The sequence below is a fragment of the Pseudomonas mosselii genome (genome assembly GCF_003205295.1).
Classification (GTDB): domain Bacteria; phylum Pseudomonadota; class Gammaproteobacteria; order Pseudomonadales; family Pseudomonadaceae; genus Aquipseudomonas; species Aquipseudomonas mosselii_B.
In genome coordinates this window covers 77966-101873 of the sequence record NZ_QJRP01000011.1, presented here as the reverse complement: position 1 = coordinate 101873, position 23908 = coordinate 77966, and the positions used below count along the sequence as shown (strand labels likewise).

The following is a 23908-nucleotide window of genomic DNA, read 5'->3' as shown; positions in this document are numbered from 1 at the left end:
GTCAAGCCTCAACCCGCGCTTGAATCCACTCAACAAAAGCACGCACCTGCACTCGCCGCATGTTCTCCCCGCGACCAACCAGGTAATAAGCAAACCGAGAAGGCCAGGGCCTCCAGCCAAGTCATGCGCGACTCCGACCGTTCCTCGCCTGTTTTAACCTTGCCTGATCGCCGCTCGGCGACTTCCCGTGCAGGTGTAACAGCTAAACCCTACTAAATCGACTGCATCACGAAGGGAACAGCTTACTCAGACAACTGAGTTTTTTCTTGTAGGAACGTCGAGCTTGCAGCGCCTCTTCCAGCGTCACCGCGACGAAGCGGGCCTTCTGGTTGGGTTGCATCTGGCCGACCAGGTCGAGGTCGGCGCTGATCACCGTGCCGATCATCGCGTAGCCGCCACCGGACACCGCATCGCGGTGCAGGATGATGGGCTCGAGCCCTGCCGGCACCTGGATCGAGCCGATCGGGTAGCAGCTGTCGACGATGTTCGAAGGATCGGAGCCGGCGCCGAACGGCTGTTCGCGAGGCTGGAAGCTCAGCGGGCTGCCACCCTTGAAGCGATAGCCGATGCGATCTGCCTCCGAGCCGACAGTCCAGGCTTCGGCAAAAAAGCTGTCCGCCGCCGCCAGGGTCAAGCGCTCGTAGTACAACCCCGGCACCACCCGCAGGGTGATCTCCCCTCCCAGCGACTGACGCAACGCCATGGGCAGACTCGCCCCGACACGCCCCTTGCCGCTGGCGGTGCCTACCGGCAGTTCATCACCCATCACCAGCCTGCGCCCCTGAAAACCACCCAGCGCCCCCAGCGCGTAGGTGGAACGACTGCCGAGCACCACCGGCACATCGATACCGCCGGCCACCGCCAGATAAGCCCGCGCGCCAGCCTTGGGAAAATCGAAACGCAGCACTTGTCCGGCCTTCACTTCAAAGGCGGTGTCCAAGTGCATGTCCACGCCATCGACCTTCGGCGTCATCTGCGCACCACATACCGCCACCAGGGCGTCCTGCTGAAACTCCAGCTCCGGTCCCAGCAAGGTGCACTCCAGCGCCGCCGAATTGGCCGGATTGCCCACCAGCTGGTTGGCCGCGCTCAGGGCGTACTGGTCCAGCGCCCCGGAAGGCGGGATACCCAGATGGTAGTAGCCTTCGCGGCCGAGGTCCTGCACCGAAGTGGCCAGGCCGGGTTTGAGCACCTTGATCATGCCAGCACCTCCTGCAACGACTTGGGATAACCGATCGGATCGGCGAGGAACGCATCGAGCGAGAACTCCACGGGGCGGATGCGCAGATCGAAGCGCCCGGCTTCGACCTCGGCCACGGCGTGGTCATAGGCATCGCGGTCCATCGGCTTGAACTGCACGATGTCGCCGGGACGGAAGAACACCATGTGTTCCTTCAGATACGCCAGGTTCTGCTGCGGGTCGTAGATCGGTGCCGGGGTGACGCCAAACATCTGGTAACCACCCGCGCCACGTACCGAGTAAATGCAACCGAAGCAGCCGCCATGGCCCAGGGTCAATTTCGGCGTGTCGGTACGCGGTCGCAGGTACTTGGGCACCTGCAACTGGCGTTCGCGGTCGACCATCTGGAACATGAACGGCAGGCCCGCCACGAAGCCCACCATCGAAACGAACCACGGCGCGCCACTGTGGGCGGCGATGAACGCCTCGACGTCGGCCAAGCCGTTGATGCGCGCGGCGTACTCCAGGTCCGTGGCATTCGGGTCCTGGTGGCGGTCGCGAAAGCGCATCAGGGTTTCGTGGGTCCAGGGATCGTTGTAGAGCACCGGGATCTCGATTATCCGGGTGTGCAGGGTACGCTCGGCCACGGCCTGGGCCTCGGCCCCCTTCACTGCTTCAAGCAGATCGGCCGGCGCGATGCGATCCGGGTCAAAGCGGATCTGGAACGAGGCGTTGGCCAAGCACACGTCGAGCACGCCATCGAGGGCCAGACGCTCCACCGCACGGGTGACCGCCATGCCCTTGAAGAAGGCTTCAAGGGACATGCTGTCGCTGACTTCGGCAAACAGATGTTCGTCGGCGCCAAAGCTGTAGCGAATCGGACTGCTCATGCTGCACCTCCACTGCGGCGCTCGGCCAGCCAGGTTTCCAAAGTGCCGGTGTGGAAGTCGGCGGTGTGCAACCAGGGTTGCTCCAGCAGTTCGCCATGTAACGACAAGGTGCTGGCCATGCCGGTGAGCGTGGTCTGCTCGACCGCCAGTCGCGCGCGGGCCAGGGCTTCGGCGCGATCACGACCATGAACAATCAGCTTGGCCAGCAGCGAGTCATAGTATGGCGGCACCCGGTAGCCTTCATACAGATGGCTGTCGACACGCACGCCCTCGCCTTGTGGCCAGTTCAATGCTTGCACCAGCCCTGGGCTTGGGAAGAAATCCCGCGCTGGGTCTTCGGCGTTCAGGCGCATCTGCAGGGCTGCGCCGTTGATCTCGATATCGCCTTGCTTGAGTCCCAGTGGCTCGCCACCGGCAATGCGCAACATGGCTTGGACCAGATCGATACCGGTGATCAGCTCGCTGACCGGATGCTCCACCTGGATCCTTGTGTTCATCTCGATGAAGAAAAACTCGCCGGTGGCGTCATCGTACAGATACTCAAGGGTGCCGGCGCCCTTGTATCCCAGCGCCTCGGTCAGGCGCACGGCGCTCGCGCACAGGGCCTCGCGCTGCCGCGCATCGAGGACCGGCGACGGCGCTTCTTCGAAGATCTTCTGGCGACGGCGTTGCAGCGAACATTCGCGCTCGAACAGGTGCACCGCCTGCTTGCCGTCGCCCAACACCTGCACTTCGATATGCCGGGCCTTGCCGATGAAGCGTTCCAGATACACCGCGCCATTGCCAAAGGCGGCCTGGGCTTCGCGCTGGGAACGAGGGAATTCTTCGCGCAACTGTTGCGGGTTTTCTGCCAGGCGAATGCCGCGTCCACCGCCTCCGGCCGAGGCCTTGATCAACAGCGGGAAACCGACGGAACTGGCGGCCTCGACCGCCGATTCCACATCGAACAGTTCATCGGCAGAACCGGGCACCACCGGCACGCCCGCCGCTTGTGCGGTGCGCCGGGCTTCGGCCTTGTCACCCATGCGGCGGATGGTCTCGGGGCTTGGGCCGACGAAAATCGCGCCAGCCGCGAGTACCGCTTCGGCGAATTCGGCGTTTTCCGAAAGAAAGCCGTAACCGGGGTGCACCGCGTTGGCCCCGGTGGCCTTCAGGGCATCGAGCAAGGCCTCGACATTGAGGTAGCTCTTGTCAGCGCGGGCCGGGCCGAGGATATGCACTTCATCGGCCATGCGCGCGGCCTGGGAATCGACGTCTGCTTCGCTGCACGCCGCCACGGTTGGAATCCCGAGCGCTTTCGCGGCACGGATAATCCGCACGGCGATCTCGCCACGGTTGGCGATTAGCAGTTTACCAATGCCTTGGGTCATGGTCGTGCCCTCACGCGTCTTCGAGTGTAGCGATGGCCTGACCCGGCTCCACCGGATCACCGTCTTCGACCAGAAACGCGTCCAGACGCCCTGCCGTACCCGCGGTCAGTTCGGAAAACTGCTTCATGACCTCGATCAGGCCAATCACTGTGTCGGCGCTGACGCTGGCACCGGCCTCGACGTAGTTCGGCGACTCCGGGGTGGCCTTGCGGTAGAACGTCCCCGGCAATGGGGTGATGACTGTGTGCTGCGCCATGTCTGTTCCTCTTGGAATAGTTGTAGAAAGGCAGGCAAAAAATCTGTGTGTCGAGCAAACCCTGGCGTCTGCGTGCCAGGTGTCTTCGGTTGCGTTATCGCGGTGCGCGCACCTCGATCCCCGCGCCATCGAGCGCTTTGCGGGTGGCCTCGACCAGTGCCAGGGCACCGGGTGTATCGCTGTGCAAGCAGATGGAGTCGAACTCAATCGCCAGGTCTTTACCCTCCACCGTGCGCACCACGCCTTGCTGACAGGCACGCAGTACCCGCGCAGCGACTTGCGCGGGGTCGTAGGCACGCACATTGCGGGTGAAGACGATGGAGCCGCTGATGTCGTATTCGCGGTCGGCGTAGAACTCGCGGATCACTGGCTGGCCAAGCTCCTTGGCGATGCGCCAGATCGTCGAGTCGGGCATGCAATACAGCAGCAGTTCAGGCTCCAGGCGCTGCAGGTTTTCTACCAGCAAGCGCGCCGTTTCTTCGTCCCGGGCCAGGTGCATGTACAGCGCACCGTGAGGTTTGATGTGTTGCAGGGCCACGCCTTGAACTCGGGCGAGCTCACGCAGGGCGCCCAGCTGATACAGCATGTCGTCCACCAGCTCCTGGGCCGATGCAATGATGTGGCGGCGGCCGAACCCGACCAGGTCACGAAAGCCCGGATGGGCACCGACGGCCACGCCCAGACGCTTGGCCTGCTCGACCGTGCAACGCATGGTGCCGGGGTCGCCGGCATGGAAACCGGTGGCGATGTTGGCCGAGCTGATGAAGCCCATCAGTTCGTTGTCGACCCCGTCGCCGATCGTCCACGGACCGAAGCCTTCGCCCATGTCCGAATTGAAATCTACTGCCTGCATGACACGTGCTCCTGACGCTTGTGACTTCATGCAGAGCACGTTAGGTTCCAACCACCCCCCTTGGGAAGATCTATTATCTGAGGGGATATCTTCTGAAAATCAGATACCCATCAAGCGGAGTGTTCATGTCACTGACCCTGCGCCAGGTTCGCTACTTCGTCGCCACGGCCGAGATCGGGCAAATCTCCCAAGCTGCGATTCATCTGAATATTTCCCAGTCGGCGGTGACCACTGCGATCAAGGAACTGGAGGGCATGCTCGGCACGCTACTGTTCCAGCGCTCGGCCCAGGGCATGAGCCTGACCGATGCCGGACGGCACTTTCTCAATCGGGCCTACGTGATCTTGCGCAGCGTCGACGATGCCCTCAACAGCCCGCTGCCGGACGTTCGCGCCACCGGCCTGTTGCGGGTGGCGGCCAGTTACACGGTGATCGGCTACTTCCTGCCCCATCACCTGCAACGCCTGGAACACTGGCACCCGGACGTGGCCATCGAAGTGCACGAACGGGAGCGCCAGGCCATCGAGCAAGGCCTGCTGGAAGGCGAATTCGACATGGCGGTGGTGCTGACCTCGAACCTGACCCACCCGGACATCGTCTCGAAAACCCTGTTCAATTCCGAGCGCCGGCTGTGGCTGCCCAGCCATCACCCGCTGTGCGAACGCTCGGCCGTGAGCCTTGCCGACGTCACACAGGAGCCCTTCATCCTGCTTACCGTCGACGAAGCCGAACAAAGCGCCATGCGCTACTGGGAACATGCCCACCAGCAGCCCAACGTGCGAATCCGCACCAGCTCTGTGGAAGCGGTGCGCAGCATGGTGGCCAACGGCAGCGGCGTGGCAATCCTCTCCGACCTGGTACACCGCCCCTGGTCGCTGGAGGGTAAACGCATCGAAACGGTGACCATCTCCGACAAGGTCACCCCCATGAGCGTCGGCCTGGCCTGGCATCGCGCGCGGGAGTTCAGCCCGGCGATGCACGCGTTCCACAATTACTTCCACGACGCCTTCTTGGCGCCGCAACAACTTTCCGCACGGCGCTGAAAGCAACGAAAGCCTATTGGCAGCAAGGATTTCACGGCCACTCGTGCCTGGGGGGCTGACGACATCGCCAACATGGATGGCACTTCCGTCCGACTGCATTCTTGTCGCTACCCAATTAACCCCATATGATACTAAGTCTCATTTGCACTAATTCCGTGGCAACTCATGGCATCCATCGATACCGCTCAGCTCACTGCTCTCTACCAACAGCAACACCGCTGGTTGCGTAGCTGGCTGTATCGGCAATTGAGCTGCTCACACCGCGCCGCTGATTTGATGCAGGACACCTTCATGCGTCTGTTGGCCAGCAACGAGGCGCTCGAAATCCGCCAGCCTCGGCCTTTTCTGGCCAAGGTGGCACGTAGTGTCCTGTCCAACCACTACCGCCGCGCACGCCTGGAAAAAGCCTATCTGGAGGCGCTCCAGGCCGAAGACGAGAGCGTGCTGCCGGATCTGGCGACCCAGCTGATTATTTTCGAGACGCTGGTTCGACTCGACGAAGCGCTGTGCGAACTGGATGTCGCCGTCAAAAAAGCTTTTCTCTGGTCGCAACTCGATGGGCTCAGCCACGCAGATATTGCCGAGCGGTTGGGTATTTCAATCGCTACCGTCAAGCGCCATATCATCAAGGCGGGTGCGCGATGCATGCTGGTGACGGAGTCGCTGCAATGACTATCACCGCCAACGCCTTTGGCCGAGAACCCTCGCTATCGCCGAAAATGTGCGAGGAGGCGATGGAATGGTGGCTCGATATGCAGGAGGCCAATTTCGATTCATCCGCACAGGCCGCTTTCATGGCATGGCGTCGTGAACACCCCTTGCATGAGTTGGCCTGGGAAAAAGCCTTGGCGTTGGGGGCGCAGCTCGATTCCTTGCGCACCCAAGGCGATCCAGACCTCGCCCGACAGGCCCTGTTGATTCCCTCGCAAGAAGGGCTGAGCAGGCGTCGAGCAATCAAAGGCCTGGCCTTGCTGTTGGCTGCAGGTAGCGGTGCCTGGTTGAGTCGAGACAGCGAGTTGGTATCGCGCATGAGTGCCGACTACTCCACGGGCGTGGGCGAGCAGCGACGTATTGCACTGGCCTCGGATCTGTCGCTTGAACTCAATACCCGTAGTGCGATTAATGCTCGCGCGGCTGACCATCGCTGGCACCTGCGATTACTCAGCGGCGAGGTCTTGGTCAACACCGCCTTGAGCCCGGCGCTGTTAATCGAAACCGCTCAGGTTCGGGCGCAGGCGTCCTCGGCGCGTTTCACGATGCGGCAGTTTGACAATGGCTCAACCCAGTTGGCGGTCTATCGTGGCTCGCTTGACGTCATCCCGACTCAAGCCGGCACCTGGACTACCCTGCAAGCCGGGCAGCTGGCGCGTTTCGGGCCACTCGGGATGCTCGATCAGGGGGCAATGCAAGCATCCACTCCCGCCTGGGCCGAAGGCATGATCGTCGCCAACGGCCAACCGCTTCAGGCGTTCCTCGATGAACTTGGCCGGTATCGTCATGGACACCTTGGGTGCGACGCCGCCTTGGCCAATCTGCGCGTATGGGGCACCTATCCGCTGGCAGACAGCGATCGAATCATCGATGCCGTCGCCCACACACTGAAACTGGATGTACAGCGTTTCACTCGCCTGTGGGTCAACTTGCGCCCCTCGCCAGCCAACGTTTGAAGTTTTTTGCGTCCTCGATGAGCCGTTTTGATTTCTGGCGAGACTCATAGGCCATACATCAAAAATCATCGGGAAACTTCACATGCATTACCGCAGTATTTCCTCCTACTACGTAACCTCGCTCGCCACTACCGCAGCGGTCCTGCTCGCCACTTCATCGCCAGCCTGGGCAGCCGCCGATAGCAGTATGCAGCACTACGAAATTGCCCCGGCGCCACTGGGCGCTGCGCTCAATCAACTGGGCCAGCAAGCCCATTTGTTGTTGTCGTTTCCCAATGAGTTGATTGCCGGGCGAAACAGCCCTGGCTTGAGTGGCGATTACACGGTCCACGGTGCTTTACAGGCGCTACTCGAGGGCAGCCAACTGATTGCGGTTCGCCAGCCGGATGGGCGATACACCCTCCAGCGCGCACCGGCCCCTGCCGCCCTGGAGCTGCAGAGCATTTCCATTTCGGGCAAGGCTCCCGGGTCGACTACAGAGGGCACCGGACTCTACACCACCTACTCATCCAGCAGCTCGACCCGTCTGAACCTGACCCCCAAGGAAACCCCGCAGTCACTGACCGTCATGACCCGCCAGCGCCTGGATGACCAGCGCCTGACCAATCTCAGCGATACCCTCGATGCCACACCAGGCATCATCGTGCTGCGCGACGGACAGGGTGCCGAATCCGACGGTTACTTCTCCCGGGGCTTCGAGATCCAGAACTTTGAAATCGATGGCGTGCCCACCGTCAAGCGCATGGACAATTACACCCAGAGCATGGCCATGTATGACCGTGTGGAGGTGGTGCGTGGTGCTACCGGCCTGATCAGCGGCCTGGGCAGCCCTTCAGCGACAATCAACCTGATCCGCAAGCGTCCGACCGCCGAGGCTCAGGCCAGCGTCACCGCTGAAGCCGGCAACTGGGACCGCTACGGTACCGGCTTTGATGTGTCCGGCCCGCTGACCGAAACCGGCAACGTACGCGGGCGCCTGGTCGCCGACTTCAAGACCGAGCAGTCCTGGGTCGACCGCTACAAGCAGGACTCGCAACTGATCTACGGCATTACCGAGTTCGACCTGACTGAAGACACCCTGCTGACCATGGGCTTCAGTTATCAACGCACAGACGTCGACTCCCCCATGCGCTCCGGCCTGCCGACCCGCTTCACCGACGGCTCTCGCACAAACCTCAAACGCTCGCTCAATTCAGCTCAAACCTGGTCATACAACGACCACGAACAAACAAGCTTCTTCACTTCCATCGAGCAGCAGTTCGCCAATGGCTGGAGCGGCAAGATCGAACTCACCCACTCCGAAAACAAGTTCGATGAAGTCTTCAACTACGTCAACGGCAGCCTCAACCCGGACGGAAGTGGCACCACGCAGTTACCCGTGCGCTTCTCCGGTATCCCGCGCCAGAACAATATCGATGCCTACCTGACTGGCCCATTCAGTATGTTGGGCCGCGAGCACGAGTTGATCGCCGGCGTGACCTTGTCCAACTACTACGAGAACGTGCCAAGCTACGGCGGCTGGAAATACGACTATTCCGGCTCTGCGGCCGGTGCGATCGACAACCTGCTGAACTGGAGCGGCGCCTCGGTGAAACCGCAATTCGACGTCACGGGCAAATCCACTGTCGACGAAACCCAATACGCCGCCTACCTCGCCACGCGCCTGCACGCCACCGACGATCTCAGTATCTTGCTGGGCAGCCGCGTGATCGACTGGCAGCGCGACATCGAGGATAAACCCTATAACGCTGAACACACCAAGACCAAGGAGTCGGAAACCGGCGTCTACATTCCGTATGCCGGTGTGGTGTATGACGTCAACGATACGTGGTCGCTGTATGCCAGCTATACGAAAATCTTCAATCCTCAGTCGTCCTGGGTTCGCGACATCAACAACAAGCCACTGGACCCGATGGAGGGCACCGGCTATGAAGTCGGTGTCAAGGGCAGCCACTTCGACGGCAAGCTGAACTCCAGCGTCGCGTTGTTCAAGATCGAGCAGGACAACCTGGCGATCTGGATCGATACCCCAGGCGGCAACACTTACAAGTCCGAACAGGGCACCACTACCAAGGGCGCTGAATTCACCCTGGACGGAGAACTGGCCGAAGGCTGGCAAGCCTCCGCCGGTTATGCCTACGCGGTCAGTACCGACGCTGACGACCAGCGTATCGTTACCACCCTGCCCCGCCACAGTCTGAAGACCTTCACCAGCTATCGCCTGCCGGGCATTCTGGACAAGGTCACCATCGGCGGCGGTGTGAACTGGCAGAGCAAGACCGGTGCCGACCTGCACACCTTCACCCAGGGCAGCTACGCCGTCACCAACCTCCTGGCTCGCTACGACTTCAACCAGCATCTGAGTGCGTCAGTCAATCTGAACAACGTGTTCGACCGTGAATACCTCAGCTATGCCGGCGACCACGGTATGTACGGTGCCCCACGAAACATCATGACGGGTATCAAGTACAACTTCTGACGTTCGCACGCTACGGGCTGAGCCAGGGCCATCGGTTTCAATCCAGTATTAACGGCTGCAAAACCAAGGGCAATTTGCACGCCTGGAAATCGATGGCTCCGGCGCTCGACACCTAGTTGCGCGGCGGTATGTTCAGCATACTGTCCTGCGCCACCCCGGAAGGATGTACAGGAATGCCTGCGCCGAGCTTTCTCAGCACGACATAGAACACCGGCGTCAGAAACAAGCCGAACAACGTTACGCCAAGCATCCCGCAGAACACCGTGACGCCCGTGGCATGACGCACCTCGCTACCCGCACCGCTGCCGAGCAGAAGCGGTACGGCGCCAGCGATGAATGCCACCGAGGTCATCACGATCGGCCGCAGCCGCAACCGGCAGGCCTCCAAAGCGGCATCCACCGTGCCTCGCCCCTGCATTTCCAGCTCCCGGGCAAACTCGACGATCAGGATCGCGTTCTTGCAGGCCAGCCCCATGAGCACCACCAGGCCGACCTGAACGAACACGTTGTTGTCCCCACCGACCAGCCAGACGCCGCTCAGCGCCGCGAACATGCAGATGGGCACGATCAGGATGACCGCCAGCGGCAAGGTCCAGCTTTCATACAGCGCCGCCAGGACCAGGAAGGCGAGCATGACCGCGATTGGAAACACGATCGCCGCGGTATTGGCCTGGGTGACCTGCTGATAGCTCAGGTCCGTCCATTGCAGCTCTATGCCCCGTGGCAGCGTGCGGGCCGCGATCGCTTGCAGCTTGGCGATGACCTCGCCCGACGACATCACAGTCGGGTCGGCATCGCCGATCAGGTCTGCAGCGGGATAGCCGTTGTAGCGCATCACCGGATCCGGGCCGAAGGTCGGCACGATATCGACAACCGCGCCGATGGGGACCATGTCGCCCCGGCGGTTTCGCACATGCAGGTTACCGATGTCCTGCGCCGTCTGGCGCAAGCTCGAGTCGGCCTGGGCGACCACTCGATACACCCGGCCAAACAGGTTGAAGTCGTTCACGTAGACCGACCCGAGGTAGGCCTGCAAGGTCTCGAAGATGGCCGTCAGTTCCACGCCTTGAGCTTGCGCCTTGGTACGGTCGACCTTGACGTCAAGTTGCGGAATGTTGGACTGGTAGGAACTGACCGGGAAGGTCATGCCCGGGGTACTGGCAACCTCGCCCTGGAACCTGGCGAGCGCCTGCTGCAACGCGGCATAACCAAGCCCACCCCGGTCAGTGAGAAACAGCGAGTAGCCGGAGCCGTTGCCCAACCCCTGGATCGGCGGTGGCAGCAACGCGTAGGCAGCACCGTCCTTGATCGCAGCGAACCTGGCGTTGAGCTCGGCATTGATGTCCGCCGCGCTGCGCGTGCGTTCGGCAAAGGGCTTGAGCAGGACATACGCGGTCACCAGGTTCGGCGTGGTGGTGCTCTGCAGCGCATTCAGGCCTACATAGGAGTTGGCGTAATCGACGCCCTCCACGCTCGAGGCGATTGCCGACATCTGCCGGGCGACAGCCTCGGAGCGGGACAGCGACGCACCGGGCGGCAGTGTGGCACCGGCAAACAGGTAGAGCTTGTCCTGGTTGGGAATGAAACCGCCCGGGATCGTCTTGAACAGCACCCCGGTAGCCCCCAGTAATGCGGCGTAGACCACGAACACCAGCCCTTTGCGCGGCAGCAACCGCGCAACGCTGCCTTCGTAACGTGCCGAGCTGCGATTGAACAATCGATTGAACGGGCGCAACAGCCAGCCCAGGGTGTAATCCATCCCACGGGTCAGCCGATCCCTGGGGCTGTCGTGATGACGCAGCAGCTTGGCCGCCAGCGCGGGCGACAGGGTCAGCGAGTTGATCGTCGAAATCACCGTGGAAATGGCGATCGTGACCGCGAATTGCTTGTAGAACTGCCCCGTGACACCGCTCATGAATGCCATCGGGATGAACACGGCACACAGCACCAGGCCGATAGCGAGAATGGGGCCTGACACTTCGCGCATGGCCTGGTGGGCCGCCTGGAGCGGCGCCAGGCCAAGCGCGATGTTGCGCTCGACGTTTTCCACCACGACGATGGCATCGTCCACCACGATACCGATGGCCAATACCATGCCGAACAAGGTAAGGGTATTGATCGAATAGCCAAGCAGGTAGAGAAACGCGAACGTGCCGACAATCGAGACCGGCACGGCGATCAGCGGGATGATCGAGGCGCGCCAGGTCTGCAGGAACAACACGACCACCAGCACGATCAGCACCATCGCTTCGAACAGGGTATGCTGGACGGCGCTGATCGACTCACGGACGAATACCGTCGGGTCCCAGACCGGGGTGTAGTGCACACCCTCGGGGAAATCCTTGGCCAACGCGTCGAGCTTCGCATACACCGTGTTGGCGACATCGATGGCGTTGGCCCCAGGCGTCAGGAAGATCCCGATGGCGACTTCCTGGTTCTTGCCGCGAAACACGCGCATCGTATAGTCACCCGAGTCCAGTTGCACCCGGGCGACATCGGCAAGGCGGGTGACTTGTCCGTCGCTCCCGCTCTTGAGGATGACATCGGCGAACTCCTGTTCGGTCTTCAGGCGGCCCTGGACGTTGATCGAGACCAGGAACTCCGTATCCCGCGCAGCAGGCTCGGCTCCCAGCTGGCCTGCGGAAACCTGCACGTTCTGCTGGCGGATCGCGCCGATCGCATCCTGAGCGGTGATGCCACGGGCGGCCAACTTGTTCGGGTCGAGCCAGATACGCATGGCATAATCGCCCGAGCCGTAGAGCACGACATCGCCGATGCCTTGTATGCGCGCCAGCTCATCCTTCACGTGCAAGCGCAGATAGTTGCGCAGGTAGAGAGCATCGAACGCATCGTTGTCGGAATACATGTCCACATACATCAGCGGCGTCGGTGATTGCTTCTGGGTAGTGATGCCATATTGGCGCACCGACTCCGGCAAACGCGAAAGGGCCTGGCTGACACGGTTCTGTACGCGAACGGCAGCGGTGTCGGGGTCGACCTTCGAATTGAAGGTGACGACCACCTGAAGGGTGCCATCGGAACTGGCCACGGACTTCATGTACACCATGTCCTCGACCCCGGTGATCGCCTCCTCCAGCGTAACGGCGACCGACTCGGCAATCTCCTTGGGGTTGGCGCCGGGATAGGTCGCTTTCACCACCACGGTGGGCGGCACCACTTGCGGGTACTCTCCGACCGGCAACAGTGGCATGGCGATCAGGCCCGCAGCGAAAATAACGACCGACAGGACGATGGCGAAGATCGGCCTGTCGATGAAGAATCTAGAGAAATCCATGGTGGGAGCCTTTGCGGATCATCGTCCGTCATGACGGGTGCTGGAAACTTTCAGCTCATCGTTTTCAGGCGCGAGCATATTGGGCAGGACCGGGGTTCCCGAGGCATAGATCTGCTGCAGCCCGGAAACGATGACCGGCTCGTCCGAGGCCAGGCCCACCGTGATGACGCGTTGCTTGCCGAGCAGCCTGCCGGTTTCGACGTAGCGCTTTTCGGCCGTCTTCGCGCCGCTGAGCACATACACATATTGTTTGTCCTGGTCGGTCAGGATGGCCCGGTCAGGTACCACGACGACTTGCACGGCCTCGCCTGGCGAGAACCGGACCTTGGCGAACAGGCCTGGGGTCAAGTGCCGGTCCGGGTTGCGCACGGTGGCGCGTGCGCGGATCGTGCCGGTCGCGGCGTCCACTTCGTTGTCCACGAACGTCAGCTCACCTTCGTACGCAAAGCCGTCGTCAGTCGCCAGGCCAATACGCACCGAGGCCTTCGCCGAGGTCGTGAGTGTTTTGCGGTAGTTCAGGTAACTGTGCTCATCGGGGTCGAAGTAGACATGGACCGGATCCTGCGACACGACCGAGGTCAGCACGGACTGATCCGCCACCGCGAGGTTGCCAACGGTCAGCCGAGCGCGGCTGGTACGGCCGTCGATGGGCGATCGAACCTCGGTGAACTCAAGGTTCAATGCCGCGGTGGCAACTGCAGATTCGGCGGCGTGTACCTCGGCAACGCTCTGCTCGTAGGCAGTGCGCCGCTGCTCGGCGAGTTCCTTCGAAACGGCGTTGGCGCTGATGAGCTTTTGCGCGCGCAGGTCTTGCTGCCTGGCAAACGCCAGCGAAACACGCGCCCGCTCCAGCTGGGCGCGCGCGCTGTCCAACGCGGCGCGGTAGGGACGCTGATCGATGACAAAAAGCAGATCGCCCTTGCTGACCTCGCGTCCTTCGCCATAGGCGACCTTGGTGATGTATCCGCCCACCCGGGGAAGGATCGCCACCGACTCCTTGGCTGCCACGCGACCATTGAAGCTGTCCCAATATCTGACGTTTCGAACCTTCGCGCTCACGACATCGACAGCAGGAGGGCTGGCGGCGATCGACTCAGGTTCTTTGCTGCAACCGCTGGCAAGCAAGGCAGCGATGATGATTGCGGTAACGCTGACGGAAGGGGCGCGCACAGGGCTGTCCTTTCTAAATCGGTGAATGACGAGGGCGTTTGCAGGTCAATCTGCAGTCGTTGCATGGCTCGCCGGGATATCACCGGACGCCCTTTCCATTGACGGTTCTAAGGCCTCACGCTCACGTTGCTCACGCGCGACGCGATCCTTGGCCTGTTGCGCGAACACCGCCTTGTTGTGATCGTGAAAGCGCTTCGCGGCCTGCGCCCCATCTTCGGCATGGGCGAACAACGGCAACGCCAGCGCAACGATTGCCGTGAAGTTGCTGAGTGGGTTCATGTCGTTTCCTCGAATGGCGCGCGCAGAACGGCGCCAACTGAACTTCATCAGTTTGCAAACGGGATCTATGGAAATACCGGGTGGAACTCAGTCGGCGAGCAAGTGAAATGCCGAGCTCCAGCGGGTGGGCTTACTGCGGTTGCATGGCGAAACCAACGCCAAAACGGTTCCAGGCGTTGATAGCCGCGATGACGAACGTCAACTCGGACAGTTCCTGCGGGTTGAACTGGGTGGCCACGGTTTCGTAGATCTCGTCGGGGGCATGCCGCTCGGCCACCAGGGTCAGTGTCTCGGCCCACAACAGGGCCGCACGCTCACGCGCATCGAAGAACGGCGTTTCCTTCCAGACACTGATGGCCATCAACCGCCGTGGGGTTTCTCCGGCTTTCAAAGCATCACTGGCGTGCATGTCGATGCAGTAGGCGCAGCCGTTGATCTGCGAGGCGCGAATCCGTACCAGCTCACGCAACGCGGCGGGCAGGATCGATTGGGAGACCGCCTTTTCCAGGCCCATCATGGCTTTCATCGCTTGAGGGGCCGCTTCGTAGTAGTTGATGCGTTTGTTGCTCATGGGTGTTCTCCGACAGTTTGGCCACGACGTGCCGTGGCATGGGCGTACTGTAGGAAAAGCAGATACTCGGATAAACTAGGTTGAATCGTTTTGTTTTTACGGAAATACGGACAATGGCTTTAGACCGTTTGGAGGCCATGCGCGCGTTCTGCCGTATCGTCGAGGTAGGCAGTTTCAGCGGCGCAGCAGAGTCGCTGGGCTTGGCCAAGACAACGATCTCAGGGCAGCTGCAGGCGCTGGAAGCGCTGCTGGGGATCAAGCTTCTGCACCGCACCACCCGCAAGGTCTCCCCCACTACAGAAGGCGCCGCGTACTACGCCCGGGCACGTGCGGTCATCGACGACGTAGACGAACTGGAGGCCTCGGTATCCCAGAGCCGCAACGTCGTGCGCGGCCGGGTGCGCATCGAGATGCCGTCACCGGTCGGGATATTGTTCATCGTGCCGGCGCTCCCCGATTTCACCGCCAGGTTCCCGGAGATTCATCTCGACATCGGCTGCAGCGAGCGCGTCGTGGACCTTGTCCAGGAGGGCGTCGACTGCGCGATTCGTGGTGGCGTGGTCGCAGACCAGGACCTGGTCTGCCGCCCGATAGGCCAGATGCGCTTCTGCTTTTGCGCCTCACCCTCCTACCTGGCGGCGGCAGAGCCGATCCACACGCCTGCGGACTTGCCACGACACAAGCACCTGGGTTTCAAGTTTCCCGCCACGGACAGGCGATACGTCCCGACCCTTACTCGCGGCACTGAGCACTTCACCCTGGATCATCCGCCAAGCATGTACTTCAACAACGGCAGCGCCACGGCCGCCGCCACAGTCGCCGGCCTGGGCGTCGCATTCCTGCCCAGGGCGGAGGCCGAGCCTCACTTCAGAAGTGGCGCCCTGGTCGAGGTCCTGCCGCACTGGCAGATGGCGAGCATGCCCCTGTCCATCGTCTATCCCCACACGCGGCATTTGTCGGCGCGAGTAAGAGCGTTCGCTGACTGGGTGACTGCGTTGATGGCGAGCGATCCCCTGTGGTCGCAGCTTGAAAAAGCATCGTAAGCAGCCGGATTCGAGTAGTCGAACAACACTATGGCTGACCATCACCACCGCCTGATACCGACCTCGAGCAGCGCCGCAATGACGAACGGCCCCTTCTTCTCCAGGTACTCGGCCATACCGCCGGTATTGGTAGCCTCCAGCTCGAGCTTGAGGTCTTGGTATCGCTGCCGGAGAGAGGCGTCGTTCCTGAGCAGATCCCTGAACGTCAGCATCTGGATGACTGAATCGTGACCACACCTGCAAATGTGGATCTTGTGGGTGCGAACCTCGCCAACATTGCGGCGGTAGAAATGGTGTCCTGGCGACAGATCACTGCCGCGTACATACCCCAGGCTGAGCAACACCTCGTCTCGGGCTGCCTCATTGCGATGCTCTGAAACCTCGATCAGCACATCGATCTCAGGCTTGGCCGCGAGTTGCGGGACAGCCGTGCTGCCCACATGGTGGATGGCGAGAAGTTCATCACCGAATGCCGAAGCGAGCAGCACTTTGTCCGCCTGGTACCGTTGCGCCCATTCAGGGTTGTAGGTCGTGATCTTGCTGGTCAGCGCCATGGGCCATCCTTGGGCAGGTTAAAACGTTCTGACACGCTTCACGGCAGACGTCTGCCGCCAATCAAGCGCAATCGAGTCTCTAGTGGCCTTGCACTGCCTGATCAGGCTGCGCACCCAGACTCGCGAGAAAAACCTCGGTATCCCGATTCGACCGCAGGCAGACCACGCGACACCCAGACGGCGCCGTCGCCACGAATCGCTTCATCGCCTCCCGAGACGAGGTTTTCGTCCGCCACATGAACCTGAAGAACTCCGGCAGGTTGGCCAGCAGTTCCGGACAGTCGTCCGGCAGGTCGGGCCGAGAGCGACCGCGGTTCAGCGCCGTTCTGAGGAGCACGCGCCAGAATCGAAGCGGCGCCGAGCGATCGATCCATATCAGCATGTCGGCGCGGGCCAGCCGGTTGTTCCATGTGGTCGAGTGTCCGCCTTCGAAGATCCAGCGCTCACGGGCCTCGACCTCATGGCAAAGACGCGTCTTCTCGTCACGGCTGCGCTCGACCCACCCTGGCTGCCAATGAATCGTGTCGATATGCACGACCGGCAAGCCCGTGCGCTCGCCCAGCTTGCGCGCCAGGGTGCTTTTCCCGGACCCTGGCTGGCCAATGATCATCACCCGTTGCATTGAAGCTCCCTGCCTGCTGAATTTTGGGCGCGCGATTCTACGGCAATCAGCGACGCGGTCAACTGCATGCGTACTTGCAAGGGCATCGGTACAAGACGGGTGAAGCGCCACCCCAGGCCTTTGATCAATATTGGTAGCGCAAGGTAACCGCAAAATTGCGAGGATCACCGTAGTACAGGCCACCGAAATTGTTCGAAGTGGGCAACGACTGGTAGTACGTCTTGTCCAGCACGTTGTTGAGGTTGTACTGCACACTGAACTGTTGGTTGATCTGATAATGGGCATGCAAGTTGAGCAAGGCGTAGCCACCCTGTTCAATCGTGTACCCGGTCACATCGGCGGCGGTGCGGCTCTGGGCATACACATCGCCGCCCACACGCCATTGGTCGAGGACACCGGGCAAGCGGTAGTCAGTCGACACCTTGAGCAGGCGCCGTGGGATCTTGCGGTAGTAGTCCGAGCCCTTGCTGCTGCCGGCCACATACTCGGGGTCACTGTAGGTGTAGCCCGCGCTGACGTTCCAGTTCTCCAATGGCTCGCCTGAAATCTCCAGCTCGAAGCCGCGGTTACGCACTTTTGCGCCAGCTTCATAGCACTTGCTCGTACCGGTCACGCCGCAGGTGGGCGACACCGACAGTGCCTCGGGCATGTTTTCCAGGTTGGTCTGGAAAATCGCCAGGGAGGTGTTCAGGCGGCCTTCGAAGTACTCACCCTTGATGCCGGTTTCGTAGTTCTCGCCTTCGATCGGATCAAGCAGGGTATTGCCGACACCATAGTAACTCTGTGTCTTGTAGATCTCGGTGTAGCTGGCATACCAGGTGTGGTGTTTGTCCAGGTCCAGTACCAACCCCGCGTAGGGCACCAGCCGGCCATTCTCCCGGTATTGATCATTGGTATATGGGCTGCCCACCTTGTAGTCCGACCAACTCACCCGCGTACCGAGGATCAGGCTCAGGTCATCAGTAAGGCTGAAGCGTGAAGCGCCGTACAGGCCACGCTCCTTGCGTGTGTAGTTGTAGTCCGCGCCGATGGCATTGAGGATGGGGTTGGGCAGCGCACTGTAGTCGAAGTCGGTGATGTTGATCGTCGGGTTGTTGGTGGCACTCTTGATCACCGCGTCGAACTCGTCCTGGCGCGTGTTGGCCCCAAGCATCAGCTGATGTTTGCGCCCGAACAGCTCGAAGGGGCCGGTCGCGTAGAGATCCAGCGCAAACTGGGTGTCTTCGTAGTCGGCCTGGGAGACGGTCATCCGATAGTTGTCACCCGATACCCGGTTCGGATACGCGGAGAGAAAGTCGGCGTCCGACCAGATCGCGTTCATGGCCAGGGTCACCTTCCACTCGTTGTCGAAGTTGTGCGTGACATCGCTGAACAGCGTGTAGTTGTTGCGATCCAGGTGGGCCCACTTGCCGTTGAGGTTGGTGGAACGCGAAAGCGGATAGAAAGCGCCGTTGCTGCGGGTATTCAAGCCGCCCCAGTCATAGCCGTTCTGGTTGTCCTTCTGGATCGTGGCGCCGACCGTCAGCACGGTGGCGTCGTCAAGATCCGCTTCGCCGACCAGGTAGAGCAACTGGTTGTCCCGCCCGGAGCCTTCCTTGTAGCTGTTGGCGTTGTTGTAATAGGCCACTGCGCGGCCGCGAACATTGCCCGTTGAGGTCAGTGGCCCGGACACATCCACCTGGCTACGATAATTGTCCCAGGAGCCCGCGCCCAGCTCCGCGCCCAGGCGAAAGTCCTGGGTCGGTCGCTTGCGCACCAGGTTGATTGCCGCCGACGGATTACCTGTCCCCTGCAGCAAGCCATTGGCCCCGCGTACGACTTCGACGCGGTCATAGATCGCCATGTTCGAAGTGGACATGACGTCCATCGAGTAGTTTTCCGAGATATTGGTCGGAATACCGTCGTATTGCAGATCGCTGATCTCGAAGCCGCGCGAGTAATAGGTAGAGCGGTCAGTGCCGATCTTGGTGAGGGTGATGCCGGTCGCCGTGCGCGCGACATCGTCCAGGTTCTGAATGTTCTGGTCGTCCATCTTCTTGCGGGTGATCACCGTCACCGATTGCGGTGTTTCGCGCAGGCTCAGGGCGAGCCTGGTCGCCGTATTGGTTGACCCCGTGGTGTAGGATCCGCTGCCCTCGGTCGTCGCGCCGAGCACCTTGCCGGAAATGGTGGTCGCCCCGAGCTCCAGCGCATCTGTAACCGGCGATGCCTGCAGGAGTTGATAACCATCCTGGGTTGGGCTCGCCACCAGCCCCGAGCCCAGCAAGGCCTGGGCAAAACCGCCTTCGATGGTGAAGCTGCCTCGAACGCCCGGGCTGCTCAAACCTTGCACCTGGCGGGACTCGAACGAGATGGGGGCGCCGCTGGCCTGGGCGTAACGACTGAGTACTTCGCCCAATGGGCCGGCAGCGATGTCATACCGCTGCACGATCTGCTCGGCCAAGGCGCTGGCAGGCAGCACCAGCGGTGCCGCACAAAGTGCCAGGCGCACGGCCAGGCAGAGGCTGCGCGAGGTGGAACGCGGCAGCGCTCGAATCGGCGAGTTCATGTTTTCGATACTCCTGATGGTGTTGGCCATGGGAGGACGGGCGAAAATCGAAAACACGAAATGATTATTGAAATTATTTACTCACCGCATTGGGCTTCAGGGTCACCCGGGTTATCCACGGGGTGTACTGGCTGACCTCGATCGGCAAGGTGCGTTGCAACAGCCGCATCGCCTGGCGTGGATCGTCCAGCGGCAGCATGACCGTGACCCGCAGGCCTGCGAGGGCTTCATGGTCGGCCCACAGCACACCGGGATAATGGCGCGACAAACGCGCGAGCACATCGCTCAGCGGCTGGTCGTCTGCCAGCAGCTGGTGCTTGCGCCACGCCTGCTCAAGGGGTTCTGCCTGCACCTGCTCTACCTTGCCAGGGCCTTCGGCGCTCAGGCGCACGCGTTGGTTGGCGGTCAGGTGCAATGATTGCCCGGCACTGCTGATGGCGGTGGTCGACTCGAACATGACCACCTGCGTCGAGTCGTCCTGTCGCTCCACCGTGAAACGCGTGCCAAGGGCCTGCACACGCCCATGCGCCGTGACCACCACGAACGGGCGAGGATCCTTGGCGACATCGACCAGGACTTCGCCGCGCAGCAGTTCGATCCTGCGTTCGCCAGCGTCGAAGTGCACATCCACTGCCGAGCCCGCGTCCAGGTGGATCTGGCTGTCATCGTCGAGTCGGTGATCGAGCCAATCCCCTGCCGAGGTGCTCAGGTCCGCCAGCAGGTAGCCCTGTTGCCAATAGGTCGTTGCAGCCCACGCCATTGGCACCAGGGCGATCGCCAAGGCCAGTGCCTGAACCTTGTGGCTCAGGGCTTTGCGCGGTGCGTGGCTCAGGGCCGTGACGGCCGCGTGGCGGGGAAGCTGTTGCAGCGAACCCAGACACCCCTGCAAGCGGGCGACCGCCGCGCCATGCTCGGGCGACTCGGCCAGCCAAGCCTGGAATGCTGCCTGCAAGTGCTCATCGGCCTGGTTGTCGAGCAGCACCAGCCATTGCGCCGCTGCGCGCAGGACGGGATCGGCCGTCGTCTCTGCCATCAGCTCATCCCCATGGCGGCATCGCACGCCAGCATGGCTTCGACCAGATCGGCCTGCACGGTCCTCACCGAGATGCCGTGATGGCGTGCAATGTCATCCTGGGACCAGCCTTCAAGGTGACGCAGGATGAAGGTCTCCCGGACCCTCGCCTTCATGCGTGACAACGCCCGGTCGATACGTTCGAGCAGCTCGATGGCCTGCAGGATCTGTTCGGGAGAAAACGCCTGATCCATGTGCTCGATACTGCGCTCGAGCTCCTCTCTGTAGGCCTGTTCCAGCCGCAAGCGGCGACCGTTGTCGATTAGGATACGACGCGCGATGGTGGCCAGGAACGCTCGAGGTTCACGAGGCGGATCGTAGTGCCCGGCCGTGAGTACACGGTAAAAGGTGTCCTGGGCAAAATCCGAGGCCTGGTGAGGACATTGCAGGCGACGGCGCAGCCACGTCACCAACCAGTGATGGTGCCCTGCATACAGTTCGCCAATTGGGTCGGATGAGGTGGATCGCGGTTTGTCCATGAAAACGGGCAATAAATGAGAATGAATCTAAATTAGCATTTTTGCTTCGCCCTCGCCATGGCCTTGTCGACGACAGCTGTGGGTCGATGACGGCCCCTGGTGACCGGCTGCTCTCGCCCCATAGCTGCCATTCACCAAGGGCAGGAACCGGCCAGAAGCGGTCGCTTGAAAAAGGTAAAAAGATAATTCTTTTCGTCCTCAACGCTTGCCTCTAAGGTGTGAGGCGTTGCGACACCGTGGTTCAACGCGCTGACGATGCCTTGGGTCTGCATGGCCGCATAGTCAAACACTCCTGCAACACCATGGAATGACTAGATGCACCCATCGCTAAAACAAGCGCTCGACATCATTAATATCGAGCGCAACGTAGCTGAATACACCCAGGCGTTTTACGCGGTGCATGACGTGGTAAGCGTATTTGGCGAGCTTGACCTAGCCAATCGCCTCTTCGCAGAAATACCCCGAACAGTGCCCGAAGAGCTGGTGGCCGAACTTTTCAATTTGTTGGCTTGGCAAACAAACGATAACGGTGCGGCAATGACGCGTGAGGTCGAGACGTGGCTCAGAGAACAGCAAGATCCGCGCAAGCTTACGATTGCCATGAGCCTGGATGTATATCCATTTCCAGATGCCCAGGAAATGCATCAGGTATTGTCCACGCTGGCTGTGGCTATCCCAGAAGTGGCGACTATGTGCCAAACGCTTATGACGTCACGAAAGGCTAGAACACAGAGTCAAGTATGACGGAAGGCACTGGGGCCGCTTTGGGTCGAAAACGGCCGCTCGTGAGCTCCCGCTTCCGACTCAAAGCGCACATCGATTCAAGGCTCTTTAGTCGGTACCGGCCTCATCGCCTGCAACGTCAACTCAGATCCAGACGTCATTCACCGCTGTTCGCTCCCCGCCTTCATGGCCGGTGTTCAAAACGCCTCGCGGCTCGATCATCATCAGTTTGGTTTCCGCCTGCGCCGCCGTTCTATGCTCTACGCCACGCGGTACGACATACAGCTCACCCGGCCGCACATACACGCTGCCCTCTGGCAAATCGATACGCAAGGTGCCTTCAAGCACCAGGAACGCTTCATCCGTCTCCGGGTGCGAGTGCCAGATGAATTCCCCTTCGATGCGCACGACCTTGAATTGGTAGTCGTTCATTTGCGCGACCACCCTTGGGCTCCACTGCTGCTCGATCAGTGCAGCCTTCTGAGCCAGGTTCACAGGTTGCGATGCGCGTTGAGGGTGTAAGTCGGTCATGACAGATCCTCTGTAGTTAGAGTGACCAGGCTACCGAAGAGAAAGCAGGCGTCTCTTGTACGATCCTGCAAGTCAGCGGGCAGGCCGCAAGCGTTCCAACCAGCGCAGGGGCGGCACGCCGTAGGTGCGAGTGAAATGTCGGGTCATGTGGCTCTGGTCGTGAAAGCCTGCAGCTAGGCCGGCATCGACCAGGGTGAAGCCTTCCAGGATCAGCCTGCGAAAACAGTCCAGGCGTCGTAGCGTGACAAAACGGTATGGGCTGGTGCCGTAAAGGGCCCGGAAGTCCCGTGACAAGCTCCATTGCTCACGCCCGCTGGCCTGCTCGAGCATTTCCAGTGTGATGCCGTGGTTAAGGTGCTCCATGATGAACGCCCTGGCGCGCTCGGCCGAGCGGTAGTCCAGGCGTTTGCGGCCGCGGGGCTTGCCGCCGACTGCACGCAGCGCCATGGCCAGGTCATAGATGGCGTCCTGCTCCTCCAGTGTTTCCAGCGGATGCTCCAGTGCCTGCACGAAGGCCTCGCTGGCGCGATAGAGGCGCGGGTCGCTGGACAGCCCGCCGGCAATGAACGGCAACGGTTCGCCGCCGAGCACGTTCTGGATCAGCGAAGGATCGATGTAGGCCATCCGGTAGCGAAAGCCGATATCCGTGCCGGCCATGCCGTCATGGAGTTCGTCCGGGTGCAGCACCAGGGTGTTGCCCGGCACGCCGTGGCACAGCGCCCCTTTGTAGTGAAAGCTCTGTACGCCGGCAAGGGTACGGCCTATCGAGTAGGTATCGTGCCGATGGGGGTCGTAGCCATGGCCGCCAATCCACGCCTCGATGCGCTCCACGCTACCAGGCGTGGCGCTGCGTATGACCCAATCAGCGGAGGACGGGTTTGCTTTTCGTTCCATGGATAAGCTTGTAGTGCGCAATGTTGGATGGGGATGGCCCATCCTATTTCAGGATTGCGCGGACACCCAATCCATTTCCGCTGAATGTCCGCTATGGGTCGAAAGCGGTCATCCGGGAACGGCTGCTATCGACCCATGGCGGTCCTACGCTGAGAGCAGCAAACAGCCAGAGGTGAACCGCCGTAATAGACTCGTGCATCTATGAAAACAACCGAGCGCTTCTGGCCGATAGGCACTTATGTTGAAGGACCGCTATGGATTGGATAGCGACGGTCATGCTTCAACCGTCGCCGCACCGCTTCAGATCTCAGTCTGCTCCGCCATCCCCAAGGCGTCATCGACCTCAATGCCCGCAGGAAAACGCACACACCAGCTATCGAACCTGCACC

22 protein-coding genes are annotated in these 23908 nt (G+C 61.2%); 6 read left to right on the top strand and 16 right to left on the bottom strand.

Annotation, left to right across the window (positions count from 1 at the left end; all coding sequences use genetic code 11):
* Window positions 1-226 precede the first annotated feature (226 nt).
* From DMX06_RS13155 to DMX06_RS13135, 5 genes are all read right to left on the bottom strand, one after another.
* A complete protein-coding gene (locus DMX06_RS13155) occupies window positions 227-1201 on the bottom strand; it encodes a 5-oxoprolinase subunit C family protein (RefSeq protein ID WP_110737691.1) in 975 nt (324 codons plus the stop codon).
* Window positions 1198-2070: a 5-oxoprolinase subunit B family protein gene (locus tag DMX06_RS13150; RefSeq protein ID WP_110737689.1), complete on the bottom strand. Its 873-nt coding sequence runs from the start codon at window positions 2068-2070 to the stop codon at window positions 1198-1200. The genes DMX06_RS13155 and DMX06_RS13150 overlap by 4 nt, the downstream gene beginning before the upstream one ends.
* Window positions 2067-3440 carry an acetyl-CoA carboxylase biotin carboxylase subunit gene (locus DMX06_RS13145; protein WP_110737687.1) on the bottom strand — a complete coding sequence of 458 codons (1374 nt, stop codon included), beginning with the start codon at window positions 3438-3440 and terminating at the stop codon, window positions 2067-2069. The genes DMX06_RS13150 and DMX06_RS13145 overlap by 4 nt, the downstream gene beginning before the upstream one ends.
* Before the next feature lie 10 nt (window positions 3441-3450).
* Window positions 3451-3696: an acetyl-CoA carboxylase gene (locus DMX06_RS13140; RefSeq protein ID WP_110737685.1), complete on the bottom strand. Its 246-nt coding sequence runs from the start codon at window positions 3694-3696 to the stop codon at window positions 3451-3453.
* Between the two features lie 94 nt (window positions 3697-3790).
* Complete coding sequence (locus DMX06_RS13135; protein ID WP_110737683.1) at window positions 3791-4549, bottom strand: 5-oxoprolinase subunit PxpA; 759 nt, start codon at window positions 4547-4549, stop codon at window positions 3791-3793.
* A gap of 125 nt (window positions 4550-4674) precedes the next feature.
* Here DMX06_RS13135 and DMX06_RS13130 point away from each other — a divergent pair, with 125 nt between their 5' ends.
* The 4 genes from DMX06_RS13130 (at window position 4675) to DMX06_RS13110 (ending at window position 9738) form a co-directional block, all read left to right on the top strand.
* On the top strand, window positions 4675-5592 hold the full coding sequence (locus DMX06_RS13130) for a LysR family transcriptional regulator (protein ID WP_110737681.1): 918 nt from the start codon (window positions 4675-4677) through the stop codon (window positions 5590-5592).
* Between the two features lie 165 nt (window positions 5593-5757).
* The gene (locus DMX06_RS13120; RefSeq protein ID WP_110737679.1) at window positions 5758-6264 is read left to right on the top strand and encodes a sigma-70 family RNA polymerase sigma factor; all 507 of its coding nucleotides are present in this window, start codon (window positions 5758-5760) and stop codon (window positions 6262-6264) included.
* The gene (locus tag DMX06_RS13115; RefSeq protein WP_181427820.1) at window positions 6261-7259 is read left to right on the top strand and encodes a FecR domain-containing protein; all 999 of its coding nucleotides are present in this window, start codon (window positions 6261-6263) and stop codon (window positions 7257-7259) included. The genes DMX06_RS13120 and DMX06_RS13115 overlap by 4 nt, the downstream gene beginning before the upstream one ends.
* An 82-nt stretch (window positions 7260-7341) precedes the next feature.
* Complete coding sequence (locus tag DMX06_RS13110) at window positions 7342-9738, top strand: TonB-dependent siderophore receptor (protein WP_110737674.1); 2397 nt, start codon at window positions 7342-7344, stop codon at window positions 9736-9738.
* Between the two features lie 112 nt (window positions 9739-9850).
* Here DMX06_RS13110 and DMX06_RS13105 read toward each other — a convergent pair whose 3' ends face one another.
* The 4 genes from DMX06_RS13105 to DMX06_RS13090 all read right to left on the bottom strand — a co-directional run bounded on the left by DMX06_RS13105 (window position 9851) and on the right by DMX06_RS13090 (window position 15053).
* On the bottom strand, window positions 9851-13033 hold the full coding sequence (locus DMX06_RS13105; protein WP_110737672.1) for an efflux RND transporter permease subunit: 3183 nt from the start codon (window positions 13031-13033) through the stop codon (window positions 9851-9853).
* Between the two features lie 18 nt (window positions 13034-13051).
* Window positions 13052-14203, bottom strand: a complete 1152-nt coding sequence (locus tag DMX06_RS13100; RefSeq protein WP_110737670.1) for an efflux RND transporter periplasmic adaptor subunit — start codon at window positions 14201-14203, stop codon at window positions 13052-13054.
* Window positions 14204-14248: 45 nt separating this feature from the next.
* Window positions 14249-14482 carry a hypothetical protein gene (locus tag DMX06_RS13095; protein WP_110737668.1) on the bottom strand — a complete coding sequence of 78 codons (234 nt, stop codon included), beginning with the start codon at window positions 14480-14482 and terminating at the stop codon, window positions 14249-14251.
* 130 nt (window positions 14483-14612) lie between these two features.
* The gene (locus tag DMX06_RS13090; protein ID WP_110737666.1) at window positions 14613-15053 is read right to left on the bottom strand and encodes a carboxymuconolactone decarboxylase family protein; all 441 of its coding nucleotides are present in this window, start codon (window positions 15051-15053) and stop codon (window positions 14613-14615) included.
* Window positions 15054-15166: 113 nt separating this feature from the next.
* Between DMX06_RS13090 and DMX06_RS13085 the strand changes: the two genes are divergently transcribed.
* Window positions 15167-16096, top strand: coding sequence for a LysR family transcriptional regulator (locus DMX06_RS13085; RefSeq protein WP_110737664.1), 930 nt, complete (start codon window positions 15167-15169; stop codon window positions 16094-16096).
* Between the two features lie 41 nt (window positions 16097-16137).
* Here the strand turns inward: DMX06_RS13085 and DMX06_RS13080 are convergent, their stop codons facing one another.
* From DMX06_RS13080 to DMX06_RS13060, 5 genes are all read right to left on the bottom strand, one after another.
* On the bottom strand, window positions 16138-16650 hold the full coding sequence (locus DMX06_RS13080) for a GrpB family protein (protein WP_110737662.1): 513 nt from the start codon (window positions 16648-16650) through the stop codon (window positions 16138-16140).
* Window positions 16651-16729: 79 nt separating this feature from the next.
* Entirely contained in the window at window positions 16730-17272 is a 543-nt protein-coding gene (locus tag DMX06_RS13075; RefSeq protein ID WP_110737660.1) for an AAA family ATPase, read from the bottom strand.
* A 124-nt stretch (window positions 17273-17396) separates the two neighbouring features.
* A complete protein-coding gene (locus tag DMX06_RS13070; RefSeq protein ID WP_110737658.1) occupies window positions 17397-19820 on the bottom strand; it encodes a TonB-dependent siderophore receptor in 2424 nt (807 codons plus the stop codon).
* Window positions 19821-19893: 73 nt separating this feature from the next.
* A complete protein-coding gene (locus tag DMX06_RS13065; RefSeq protein ID WP_110737656.1) occupies window positions 19894-20853 on the bottom strand; it encodes a FecR family protein in 960 nt (319 codons plus the stop codon).
* Window positions 20853-21371, bottom strand: a complete 519-nt coding sequence (locus DMX06_RS13060; protein ID WP_110737654.1) for a sigma-70 family RNA polymerase sigma factor — start codon at window positions 21369-21371, stop codon at window positions 20853-20855. The genes DMX06_RS13065 and DMX06_RS13060 overlap by 1 nt, the downstream gene beginning before the upstream one ends.
* 315 nt (window positions 21372-21686) lie before the next feature.
* Here DMX06_RS13060 and DMX06_RS13055 point away from each other — a divergent pair, with 315 nt between their 5' ends.
* Complete coding sequence (locus DMX06_RS13055) at window positions 21687-22115, top strand: hypothetical protein (protein ID WP_110737652.1); 429 nt, start codon at window positions 21687-21689, stop codon at window positions 22113-22115.
* Window positions 22116-22238: 123 nt separating this feature from the next.
* Here the strand turns inward: DMX06_RS13055 and DMX06_RS13050 are convergent, their stop codons facing one another.
* Together DMX06_RS13050 and DMX06_RS13045 are read right to left on the bottom strand one after the other, a co-directional pair.
* Window positions 22239-22625: a cupin domain-containing protein gene (locus DMX06_RS13050; RefSeq protein WP_110737650.1), complete on the bottom strand. Its 387-nt coding sequence runs from the start codon at window positions 22623-22625 to the stop codon at window positions 22239-22241.
* Between the two features lie 72 nt (window positions 22626-22697).
* On the bottom strand, window positions 22698-23519 hold the full coding sequence (locus DMX06_RS13045) for an AraC family transcriptional regulator (RefSeq protein ID WP_110737648.1): 822 nt from the start codon (window positions 23517-23519) through the stop codon (window positions 22698-22700).
* Window positions 23520-23908 lie beyond the last annotated feature (389 nt).